The following is an 11,989-nucleotide window of genomic DNA, read 5'->3' as shown; positions in this document are numbered from 1 at the left end:
TTACTAATTTTTCGCCGTAAAGATAGACTCAATATTTACAGCTAAGATAAAACCAATTGTTAAGATTTTGTTACCAAATTCAATTAATTAAGCCGTCATAACCAATAATTTGGGCTTTAATCCTTTAGATAACATTCCATTAACCTAAACCTTAGGTTTTATTAATAATTGAACTTGACATTTTTACTTTACCTTTGTTTCAAAATTAAAGACACATGAAATCGTTGGAACCTCAGAAAATTACAGGATTTATATCTTTAGGTTTTCTTTTATTGGCCGCCATCTTCTTTTTAGCAAATTTCTATAGCCCAAACTTATATTATTCTTTAGCCATTTCTATACCTCTTTTCTTTGCGTTATCATTTGCTTTGGTAAGTTATTTCATCAACAACTTTATCTATTCGCGAATTAAGCCAATTTATAAATCAATTCACGGATTTAAGCAGAATGATAATCAGACTGAAGATCCAAGTAAGAATGATATTCTTTCATCGATCAATAAAGAAGTTGCCGACTGGATGAATAACCGAAACCAGGAAATTCTGGAGCTGAAGCAAATGGAAAAATACAGGAAAGAATTTTTGGGTAATGTATCTCATGAGCTGAAAACACCCATCTTTAATATTCAGGGATATATATTAACCTTACTCGATGGCGGATTAGACGATCCTAACATCAACATGCTTTACCTTAACCGAACCGAGAAAAGTATTAACCGCATGATTAGTATTGTGGATGACCTTGAAGCTATTTCAAAACTGGAAGCCGGTGAGTTAGAATTGAATATTACTTCGTACAACATTATTCAAATGTTTGATGAAGTTATTGAAATGCAGGAGATTCGTGCCAATGAAAAACACATAAAACTGAAATTTGGTAAAGGATCAGAACGTCCTATCATGGTGAATGCAGATAAAGAAAGAATGTTTCAGGTAGTCATAAACCTGATTGTTAACTCTATTAATTACGGTAAAAAAGGAGGACAGACAACAGTCAGTTTCTATGATATGGATAATCGTGTACTGGTAGAAATAAAGGATAACGGTATCGGAATCGCCGAGGAACATCTTCCACGTATCTTCGAACGTTTTTACCGTGCTGATAAGAGCCGAAGCCGTGAGCAGGGAGGTACGGGCCTTGGACTTGCTATTGTTAAGCATATCATTGAGGCTCATAAACAAAGAATTAATGTAAGTAGTAAAGTTGGCCAGGGAACTTCCTTTACTTTTACTTTGGAAAAAGCTCCTTAATGTTATCTTTACATATTGATAATATTTAAAAAATATTTTTTTAATACTTACAGTTACTTTCGCAGTAAATTATAAATAAACATGGATACATCGAATTACAAAATACTTTTGGTTGATGACGAACCCGACATTATTGAGTTTTTGGGTTACAACCTACGAAAAGAAGGTTTTACTGTATTTACTGCCAACAATGGTGAACAAGGGTTAAAAGTTGCTCAGGCCGAAATTCCCGAATTGATTATCCTTGATGTGATGATGCCTGAGATGGATGGTATTGAAACATGTGAAGAAATTAAACGAATTCCGGCGCTTAAAAATTCTATTGTTGCGTTTTTAACTGCCCGTGGTGAAGATTATTCTCAGATTGCCGGATTTGATGCCGGTGCCGACGACTATATAACCAAACCCATAAAACCAAAAGTGCTTATTTCAAGAGTTAAGGCGCTTTTAAAAAGATATCATCCAAACGACGATTCCAAAAAAACCGAATCATCGTCTGAAACCATTAACATTGGTGATCTTACCATCGATCGCGAACGTTACATTGTAATCAGTTCAGGAGAAGAGATGGTTTTGCCAAAAAAAGAATTTGAGTTGTTACTTCTTTTGGTTTCAAAGCCTGAAAAAGTATTTACACGCGACGAGATTTACAACTCAGTATGGGGAGATAACATTATCGTTGGTGACAGAACCATTGATGTGCATATCAGAAAGTTACGAGAAAAAATTGGTCAGGACCACATTCGCACTATTAAGGGAGTTGGATATAAATTCGTAGACTAATCGTATAATTATTAACGACATAAATCAATTTCACAGTTAATTATTGCTCAAACTCATCATAATTATTACTTTTAGCAAAGATTATTATGAAAGGTAATCAGCAGATAAAGTGGAATACAAACTGTCGTTTATGAAAAATATTATTAGCATGATGCTTGTTATAGGTTTGATTACCTTGGTTAGCTCATGTAAAAACACTCCGGAGAAACAAGCTCAGAAACCACAGACTAAAGTGGTTGAAAAACCTGTAAAAGATACTCTTGCCGTAGATACGTTAAAAAAAGTAGCAGAGGTTGAGGTTAAAAAACCAGAGCCCCCTAAACCCGATGACAAGTACTTCTTAATAGCCGGAAGTTTCCAAAGCAGAGAGAATGCAGAAATTTTTAAACTACGTCTGGAAGAGCAAGGTTATTCATCCAACATAATCGAAAGAAGACACGGACCTAATACAGAGTTTTATAAAGTATCGTACAAATCGTTTTACGATAAAAATGAAGCTTTTGCCGAACTACGAAGAGCCCGAAATACAGAAGGGAAAGATAATGTGTGGCTTTTGGTAAAAAAATAACCAAATCAATTACATATATCAAAGGAGGCTTAACGCCTCCTTTTTTATTTAAATATCTCAACCATCGAATTAGATTTTGTCACCAACTGAGTTTTAAAGCCCAATTCTTCAGCTACCTGCAGATTGATTTCAGAATCATCAAGAAACAATGTTGTTTCAGGCTTTAATCCTGATAGCTCAATTACCTTTTCAAAAGCGCATTTTTCAGGTTTGCTGCATCCCAATTGATATGAATAATAGGCCGCTGTAAACAATTCTTCGATATGTTCATAGCCTTCCGCCATCTTACTAAACTTTTGTAGATGAATACCATTGGTATTACTTAAAATGTAGGTTGGATAATCTTGATGCAGCTTTTCCAGTATCTGTACTCTTTCGATAGGAAAGTCAACCAATATGGATTGCCAGGCGTCAATAATCTGTTCATCAGAAATATGAATGCCCGTTTCCTTTTTAATGTTGGAAAGAAATTCTCTTTCATCAATATCACCCCGTTCAAAAGCTTTAAACAAACCAATGTGATGACTTTTGGTTATCTGACTCTCAATACCTTTTAAGCCAATTTTTTTAAACCCATCAATAGCTTTTTGTACATCAATATCAATTATGACTCCTCCCAGATCAAACAAAAAAGCTTCAATCCCTTTGAATCGCTGTAAATCCATTTTATCGAAAATATTTTAATACAAGAATACATTAAAAATTGTAAGACTTATCAGAGTCTGCAACTTTGAACTGCCAAATTCAACTAAATACATTATCTTTGCAAGGATTTTTTGGCTTCATGTTAACTGAAGCCGAAAATGATAGCAACTTTTTAAAGTTGCTTTTATGTAATTCAGAAAAATTCATAAGCAGAATGAGTACGTTGGAACTGAGCGAACAGGAAATTATCAGACGCAATAGCTTGCAAGAACTGAACAAGTTGGGTATTAACGCATATCCCGCCGAACAATATAAAACCACTCACTTTTCAAGTGAAATAAAACAGGAATTCGATCCTGAAAAAGAAAACCTTAAGGAGGTTTGTATTGCAGGTCGAATCATGAGTCGTCGTATTATGGGTAAAGCCTCGTTTGTTGAGTTGCAGGATTCAGAAGGACGTATTCAGATCTACCTTAATCGCGACGATTTATGTCCGGGTGAAGACAAAGAACTTTACAATATAGTATTCAAAAAATATTTAGATATCGGCGATATCATTGGTGTGAAAGGTTTTGTGTTTAACACTCAAATGGGTGAAACCACCGTTCATGTCAAAGAAATGACCATCTTAAGCAAATCGTTAAAACCTCTTCCGATTGTTAAAGAAAAAGATGGTAAATCCTATGATTCTTTCACCGATCCTGAACAGCGTTATCGTCAGCGTTACGTTGATTTAATTGTGAATCCGGCGGTAAAAGACGTCTTTAAAAAGCGTGCAACCATTATCAAAACCATGCGTCAGATGTTCGACGAGATGGGTTATCTTGAAGTTGAGACACCAATCCTGCAATCCATTCCGGGTGGTGCTTCTGCACGTCCGTTTATCACGCATCACAATGCATTGGATATTCCATTGTATTTGCGTATTGCCAATGAGCTTTATCTTAAGCGATTAATCGTTGGTGGATTTGAAGGTGTTTACGAGTTTGCCAAGGATTTCCGTAACGAAGGAATGGACCGTACACACAACCCTGAGTTTACTGTAATGGAAATTTACGTGGCTTACAAGGATTACAACTGGATGATGGAATTTACCGAAACCATGTTGGAAAAAGTAGCCATGGCTTTACACGGTACCACGAAAGTTAAGATCGGTGATAAAGAGATTGATTTCAAAGCTCCTTATCGTCGTTTGAGTATGATTGACGCCATTAAAGAATATACAGGCATCGATATCACGGGCATGAATGAAGAACAGCTTCGTGCTGTTTGTTCCGATTTGGAAATCGAAATTGACGATACCTTTGGGAAAGGTAAGTTGATTGATGAGATTTTTGGTGAGAAATGTGAAGGTCATATGATCCAGCCTACATTTATTACTGATTATCCGGTTGAGATGTCACCCTTGTGTAAGAAACACCGTGATAATCCAGAATTAACAGAGCGTTTTGAATTGATGGTTAATGGTAAAGAGCTTTGTAATGCTTACACCGAGTTAAATGATCCAATCGACCAGTTGGGACGCTTCCAGGAACAATTACGACTGTCGGAAAAAGGTGATGATGAAGCCATGTTTATCGATCACGATTTTGTACGTGCTTTGGAATATGGTATGCCTCCTACTTCGGGTATGGGTATCGGTATCGACCGTTTAACCATGTTTATGACAGGCGAAGAATCAATTCAGGATGTATTATTCTTCCCACAAATGCGTCCTGAGAAAAAACCTCAAATAGATACTGATGACAAATTTACTGCTTTGGGTATTCCTGAAGAATGGGTATCTGTTATCAGAAAAGCAGGATTCAACAAAGTTAGTGCGTTGAAAGAAGTAAAGCCTGGAAAACTATTTCAGGACATCTGCGGACTGAACAAAAAGCATAAATTAGGCTTAACCAATCCTTCACAGGACGACGTTATAAACTGGTTAGCTTAAACTTTAAGAGATATTTAATAAAACAAAAGAGGCATTCTTGCCTTTTTTGTTTTATTTTAATGGTTTAAAATGAACCAAATGCATATGGATGAAACATCAACGGTAGGAATAATTGGTAGCGGCAGCTGGGCTACAGCCATAGCAAAGATGTTGTTGAACAATGTTCCTTCTATCAACTGGTACTTCCGTAACCCAATACACATTACCGAATTCAAAAAGAAAAAACACAACCCTAATTACCTTTCAAGTGTGATGTTTGAAACAGAGAATATTTTCTTCTCTGACGACATCAATGAAATTGTAAAAAGATCAGATATAATCATACTAGCTGTTCCTTCAGCGTTTATAAAATCAGCACTTTCCGATCTTACTGAGCCATTGAATGATAAATTCATTGTATCGGCTATTAAGGGTTTGGTTCCCCAGGTAAACTTGATTATCGGACAGTACCTGCATAAATTTTACAACGTACCAACCGACTCTATTGGAGTTATCAGCGGACCTTGTCATGCTGAAGAGGTTGCACTGGAACGTTTGTCTTATCTTACGATTGCTTGTCAGGATATTAAACTTGGGCGAAAATTTGCCTCATTCCTCGATTGTTCCTATATCATGACATCTGTAACGGATGATATTTATGGGACTGAGTATTCAGCTGTTCTGAAAAACATAATGGCTGTTGCTTCCGGTATTTGTCACGGATTAGGATATGGTGATAACTTCCAGGCAGTTTTAATATCCAATGGAATACAGGAAATAAAAAGATTTGTAGATACAGTACATCCGATAACACGTGATATCAAGAGCTCGGCTTATCTTGGTGACCTGCTGGTAACAGCCTATTCGCAATTCAGTCGAAACCGGATGTTTGGTACCATGGTAGGTAAAGGATACTCGGTGAAATATGCACAAATGGAGATGCTGATGATAGCCGAGGGATATTATGCAGTTAAAAGTATTAAGGAGATCAATGATAAATACAAAGTAAACATGCCAATTTGTGAAGCAGTTTACAATATTATCTACGAGAAAATATCACCAGCCATTGAAGTTAGGTTGCTGACAGAACATTTAAGATAATCCCGACTTAGTCGGGATTTTTTATTGGTTTACTAATTCACCACAATTTAATTAATAAGAAGTTAAGCACTATTCCTTCAGCAGGTTAACTTCAATAAAAGATTGGTTTTTTGTTGAGTGATAGACCTTATGCGTCGCTTTTATAAAATCGTCAGGCAAGGCCTCAAATATATTATCCACATATTTCTGCGGATTTCGGTCAACTAAAGGAAACCAGGTACTTTGAACCTGAATCATTATCTTATGCCCTTTTTTAAAGCAATGTAATACATCCTGCAACTCCAGATTAATATCTTCTACTTTACCCGGCTTAAAAGGCTCAGGGTGTTCATAACTATTACGGAAACGACCACGGATTACTTCGCTGCGAACCATTTGTTGATATCCGGCCATTTTTAATCCTGGTCTGGTGTGTGCATTATCCTCCGCATCGGATGGATAAACATCAATTAATTTCACTACCCAATCGGCATCGGTTCCGGTTGTAGATACTTTTAAACGAGCCATTAATGGTCCCGCTAAAATCACCTCCTCATCCAGTACATCCGTTTCAAAAACCAGTACATCAGGTCGACGGGCAGCAAAACGCTGATCATCAGTCATGTATTCTTTGGTCATACCAAATGCAGTCTCTTCGGTATATGGAACAGGCTTTGAAGGGTCGCTAACGAATTCATCAAAAGGTTGTTCTGTTGATTTAACAGCTGAAAACGACAGTTTGCCCTCCTCATGAAAAAAGAGTTTTTTTGACTCCACATCTTTTGGCGGCCATTGATCGAACTCTCTCCATTCGTTTTTACCAGTCATAAACAGTGTCCCTTCAGCCACATCCAAACTACCTTCATCCTTGAGATAATACTTAAAAAACGGTAGTTCAATCTGGTGACGATAATACAACGATGTTTTTTCCTCGAAAGAAACATTTCCCAAATAATCGCCATCTGTGCGAGCCCATCCACCATGAATCCATGGACCGATTACCAAACGGTTGTTTCCATTTGGTGAATTTTTCTCAATGGATCTGTAAGTTTTAAAAGTACCATAAAGGTCTTCTGCATCATACCATCCACCAACAACCAAAACAGCAGGTTTAATATCTTTCAGATGAGGAAGAATATTTCTGTCTTGCCAGAATTGATCGTAATTTGGATGCTTAGCCAATTCATTCCAGAAGGCAATGCTATCGCCAAAAAAGTATTTTTTTACATTTGACAATGGTCCAAGCTTCATGAAAAAGTCATATCCATCAGGATTCTTCCAGTCATAGGGTTCAAGCCAGTCTTGATATGGACTTTGCCGGGGAATATCCATTGCAGCAAAAAATCCCATGTTTAATAAAAAGAAAGCACCATGATGATGTGGATCATCGTAGAACCAATCTGAAATAGGTGCCTGGGGTGATACACATTTTAAAGCAGGATGAGCATCAATAGCTGCACATGAAGTATAATAACCCGGATATGAAATCCCCCACATTCCGGCTCGACCATTATTGTTTTCCAAGTTTTTAATCAACCAGTCGATAGTATCATAAGCATCTGAACTCTCATCCACATCACTATTTGAGTTTTTATTCGCAATAAAAGGAGCCATATGTTGGTAAGTACCTTCCGACATAAATCGACCTCTAACGTCTTGAAATACAAAAATGAATTTCTCACGAAGAAACTCAGGAAACAAACCCCTTCTGAAATTAAATCCATAATCCTCACCATAGGGTGCTACATTATATGGAGTACGGTTGTATAATATAGGATAGCTCTCCGAGTTATCCTTAGGGGTATAAATGACTGTAAACAATTTAACCCCATCGCGCATGGGAATTTCTACTTCTAATTTGGTATAATTTTCAAGCAAATAATCTGTATCGTGATTGCTACCCTCAGTTATATTTACATGTCCTATAAAAATACCAAACAGCAATATTATCCTCAGTATACTATTTTTAACTGCATCCACAGAACGGGTATTATGACTTATAATAATGTACTTAACTATTAGTTTCGGTATTTGATTCATATCATTTATTTAATCTACAAGATGCTCTACGAACTTATTTCAAATAAGATATACGTAAGATATAGTAATTAGTATATTTTTTCTAGAGCAAGCTAAAAATGAAAGTCCCAAAATAAACTAAAAGATTTGTCAAAGTGAATAATTTAGTCTTAAGTTTTTCAGCATAACTATACCATAATAACAATCCACTGACAAAAAATCCTATAACATAAAGTATAACAATAAGAAGGAAGGCAAAAATTCCTAACGGATTAAAATCATCATCTAAACGATAGAAAAACCAAAAACAAAAGATTGAGTTAACTGATAAAATAACAGAAACCAGTCCTACTATTATCTCTGAAATTGAATATTTTTTTTCGTTAAACTTTTCTTCTTTCTTGTCTTCGCCACCATTATCTATTAAAGGGTGCTTAAATATTCTTTGTGGCATCTAAAAAAATAAAAATAGATTTATTACGGCTCAATAAGAACAGGTATTCATTCCTGAAATCGATTTTATAAATTAATGAATAATCGTCAAGTGTAAAAGAATAATTATTTTTTAACGCATATGTGTTTTAGTACGTTGACGTAATTCAGAACAAAAATAACATAATCTCCTATTCCAAAGCTATTTATGGGCCGAAAAATTAAACCCTATTTGAAAACCAAATAGTGCTGTTGCTTCTGCATCATAACCATCCAAACCAGCAACGAGTCCGGCAAAGAATTGATCGGAGAAATGGTAATTATAAAAGATCTTCCCGTAATAGGGTTCAATTGATTGATTTGTTTGATTTCCAAATTCTATAAGTTCAACTTCACCATTAAGACTATAAACTGAACGTGTTGTAGAATAACTTTTAAATCCAATACCTGTACCAATAGCTAATTCATGCTTTGCAAGATTTGGATTATTAAATAATTCAAAGGGTTTAAACAATAACAACAAACTTGCAGAGCCCATTAAATCACCTCCATAATTTGTTTGATCTATACTACCATCAAAAGAACTTAGGGTACTATTATTTCTTGCATTCCAACTATTCTCAATATTATTCGAAGGAATAGTTGAAACAAAGCTAAAAGTAGGTGCAATCTCCAATGATTTAAAAAGTGGGATACCAATATCAAAAGAATAGAAATATCCGTCAACCGCATTAATTCCACTGGCGGTTCAAAAACTTCCTCTTATCGCCCACCTTTGTTGGGCTTGTAAATTTATAGTAATAACACTAAAGAAAAGTGCTAAAAGTAAAATTAACTTATTCATAGTTTATTAGGTTTGGAATTAAAAATACACCATCAAGATAAACAAAATATTATTATTTTGCTATACATTTATTTCAATTGAAGCAAAGAAATATCAAAGAAATCAACTCAAAAGTTCCAATAATATGAGTTGATTAATATAAATGACTTATCTTTTTGTTTATTATTATATTTCAACTTTGTAAATAGTTACTATTAATTAGATATGAAAAACCCTAAAGAACAAACGAATAAAAAACTACTTATTGAAATAGGGTTAGTTCTTTTGACCGGAGCAGGAAAATTTTTGTTTATGGATTATCTTAATTGGCGCTTACTTTTTATTGTTTGTGCAATTACTTTTTGGGTATTATATGTAGTATTTATTCAAAAAAAAGATAAAGAAGCTTTACACATGTGGGGCTTTCGGACTGATAATTTTTGGAAAGTAACAGGCATGGTGACACCATTTGGAGTTATAGCCATTATACTATTTACATTAATAGGTTGGTACCAAAACACACTTAATTTTACATGGCACCTGCTGCCCATCCTGATTTTATATCCCATGTGGGGTATTGTTCAGCAGTTTTTAGTCATTGGAATTATTGCAGGCAATCTACAATCAATGAAGACATATAAAATTCCTGCATTTATAAATATTATTCTTACAGCAATATTATTCGGATTATTCCATTATCCATTTTGGTGGTTAGTGACCGGCACATTTTTTCTCGCATTATTTTACGGCTACATTTATCTTAAGCAACGAAATATTTATGTGTTGGGCATTTTTCACGGATGGTTAGGTGCATTGTTCTATTATACTGTAGTAGGCCGGGATCCTTTTTTGGAAGTGTTTGGTAAATACTTTTAGAAAATATCTATCAAAAAACATTTAGACCCAATAAAAGAGGTATAAAAAGACTTCCAGATTTGATAATGAGCAGTAGAAGATATATTGAAAAAAACTAAGAAATAGATAATTCTGGTAATTTGTATTCTATACCAATTATCAATGATTGGTATAGAACATTTTCCATTTCACTATTAAATAATTTCTTAAAAAAACCAACCTTTAAATTCTAATCCTAATTGCATTATTTTATCACTTGTTTGTTGAAAGACCAAAAAAAGATCACAGCAATAATACTGCAGACCAGCATGGTCGAGCCAATTGGAAGAAGTGTTCCATTATAAAACAATGCTGGCATAGATCCAACAACAAAACTCATAATAAAACGGGTAACACCAATCATTGCATTGGCCGACCCACTAATTTCTGGTAGGAGATTTAAAATCGTGGCAGTAGCATTCCCAAAAACCATTCCTAAACTACCTATATATAAAACTACTCCACCAAATACAAGTGAAAAATTCGCATCTTTATTTAATGTTGCAATAAAAATAATTAGTCCGGCAAGCAGTTGAAGTACCAAACCAAACTTAAGCATACTCTGAGGTTCAAATTTCTTAAGCAACCTATTGTTTACAAACGACAAAACAACATTTAAGGCTACATTGGCCGCAAACAACAAAGGGAATACTCTGGGTTCGAGACCAAAATATTCGAGATACATAAATGAAGAGCTCGTAATAAACACGAACATACCAGACATTGAAAAAGCAGTGGCAATCAATAACAGAACGGCCTTTTTTGAGCGAAAGAAAATCAGATATTTCCCAATAAACTGTTTCCATGTTATTCTACGCTCAATCAAATGCTTCTCCCTTGATTCAGACATAAAAATGACAAACAGAATCCATAAGACTAAAGCAAAAACAGCCAGGAAATAAAAAATAGCATGCCATCCAATTAATTGACCTAGAGCTGTTCCAATAATTGGAGCAACAAGTGGCGCAAACATCATTATCATACCAATTACTGTAGCAAGACGCGCAACCTGCTTCCCCTCAAACCAGTCTCGAACAAAAACCATAGCTGTTACCGATGCAAAACCTCCACCAAAGGCCTGAATCGCTCTTAAAATCCAAACCTGTTCAATAGACGAACAAAAGGGAATAATAATAGCAGCTATACCATATAACGAAATACCTGTCATAGCAAGAGTCTTCCTTCCAAAGGCATCAGATAATGGTCCTCCAAAGAAATTACCCAAGGCGAATCCTAAAAAATAAACGGTCAATGAAATTTCTACCTTACTTATATTAACACCAAAGTAATCAGCCATAATGGGCATCGATGATAGATAAGTGTCAATTGCCAGAGGCGACATTGCTGTAAGCATGGCCAATAATAAAGTGATGGATGGCAAAAAGTATTTCGAATGTCGGTTTATAGGCATATAAAAATTGTTTATCATTAAAAAAACAACCGTTTCTTCAATGGCTTAATTAAATTTTAAAATAAATGTTGGAATTAGAAAAACTCTGACAGATTATAAAATCAAGACAAAATTAAAACAAATGAATTGTTTTAATGGTATTACATGAGTTAATAAATCTAAAGTTTAT

At 35.0% G+C, this 11,989-nt stretch carries 11 protein-coding genes; 6 read left to right on the top strand and 5 right to left on the bottom strand.

Going from position 1 to position 11,989, the window contains the following annotated elements; translation table 11 throughout:
- Positions 1–215 precede the first annotated feature (215 nt).
- The 3 genes from ACRD62_RS15900 (at position 216) to ACRD62_RS15890 (ending at position 2,601) form a co-directional block, all read left to right on the top strand.
- A complete protein-coding gene (locus ACRD62_RS15900) occupies positions 216–1,250 on the top strand; it encodes a sensor histidine kinase (protein WP_430821102.1) in 1,035 nt (344 codons plus the stop codon).
- A gap of 81 nt (positions 1,251–1,331) precedes the next feature.
- Complete coding sequence (locus tag ACRD62_RS15895; protein WP_430821101.1) at positions 1,332–2,033, top strand: response regulator transcription factor; 702 nt, start codon at positions 1,332–1,334, stop codon at positions 2,031–2,033.
- A 130-nt stretch (positions 2,034–2,163) separates the two neighbouring features.
- Positions 2,164–2,601 (top strand): SPOR domain-containing protein, encoded by a 438-nt coding sequence (locus ACRD62_RS15890; protein WP_430821100.1) that lies wholly within the window; start codon positions 2,164–2,166, stop codon positions 2,599–2,601.
- Positions 2,602–2,645: 44 nt separating this feature from the next.
- On the opposite strand, the gene ACRD62_RS15885 is transcribed toward ACRD62_RS15890, so the two are convergent.
- Positions 2,646–3,266, bottom strand: a complete 621-nt coding sequence (locus ACRD62_RS15885; RefSeq protein WP_430821099.1) for an HAD family hydrolase — start codon at positions 3,264–3,266, stop codon at positions 2,646–2,648.
- Positions 3,267–3,460: 194 nt separating this feature from the next.
- Here ACRD62_RS15885 and lysS point away from each other — a divergent pair, with 194 nt between their 5' ends.
- Together lysS and ACRD62_RS15875 are read left to right on the top strand one after the other, a co-directional pair.
- On the top strand, positions 3,461–5,182 hold the full coding sequence (gene lysS / locus ACRD62_RS15880; RefSeq protein ID WP_430821098.1) for a lysine--tRNA ligase: 1,722 nt from the start codon (positions 3,461–3,463) through the stop codon (positions 5,180–5,182).
- A gap of 69 nt (positions 5,183–5,251) precedes the next feature.
- Positions 5,252–6,262 (top strand): NAD(P)H-dependent glycerol-3-phosphate dehydrogenase, encoded by a 1,011-nt coding sequence (locus tag ACRD62_RS15875; RefSeq protein WP_430821097.1) that lies wholly within the window; start codon positions 5,252–5,254, stop codon positions 6,260–6,262.
- Between the two features lie 69 nt (positions 6,263–6,331).
- Here ACRD62_RS15875 and ACRD62_RS15870 read toward each other — a convergent pair whose 3' ends face one another.
- From ACRD62_RS15870 to ACRD62_RS15860, 3 genes are all read right to left on the bottom strand, one after another.
- A complete protein-coding gene (locus ACRD62_RS15870) occupies positions 6,332–8,281 on the bottom strand; it encodes a CocE/NonD family hydrolase (RefSeq protein WP_430821096.1) in 1,950 nt (649 codons plus the stop codon).
- A gap of 82 nt (positions 8,282–8,363) precedes the next feature.
- Positions 8,364–8,714: a hypothetical protein gene (locus tag ACRD62_RS15865; RefSeq protein ID WP_430821095.1), complete on the bottom strand. Its 351-nt coding sequence runs from the start codon at positions 8,712–8,714 to the stop codon at positions 8,364–8,366.
- Positions 8,715–8,894: 180 nt separating this feature from the next.
- Positions 8,895–9,368 (bottom strand): hypothetical protein, encoded by a 474-nt coding sequence (locus ACRD62_RS15860; protein ID WP_430821094.1) that lies wholly within the window; start codon positions 9,366–9,368, stop codon positions 8,895–8,897.
- A 372-nt stretch (positions 9,369–9,740) separates the two neighbouring features.
- Between ACRD62_RS15860 and ACRD62_RS15855 the strand changes: the two genes are divergently transcribed.
- Entirely contained in the window at positions 9,741–10,391 is a 651-nt protein-coding gene (locus ACRD62_RS15855; RefSeq protein WP_430821093.1) for a CPBP family glutamic-type intramembrane protease, read from the top strand.
- Positions 10,392–10,614: 223 nt separating this feature from the next.
- Here ACRD62_RS15855 and ACRD62_RS15850 read toward each other — a convergent pair whose 3' ends face one another.
- A complete protein-coding gene (locus ACRD62_RS15850; RefSeq protein WP_430821092.1) occupies positions 10,615–11,820 on the bottom strand; it encodes a multidrug effflux MFS transporter in 1,206 nt (401 codons plus the stop codon).
- Positions 11,821–11,989: the final 169 nt, after the last annotated feature.

Origin of the sequence: Carboxylicivirga caseinilyticus, assembly GCF_050589785.1 — a bacterium.
Lineage (GTDB): Bacteria > Bacteroidota > Bacteroidia > Bacteroidales > Marinilabiliaceae > Carboxylicivirga > Carboxylicivirga caseinilyticus.
The sequence above is the reverse complement of the archived record's forward strand: the minus strand, read 5'-3'. Positions and strand labels throughout refer to the sequence as shown.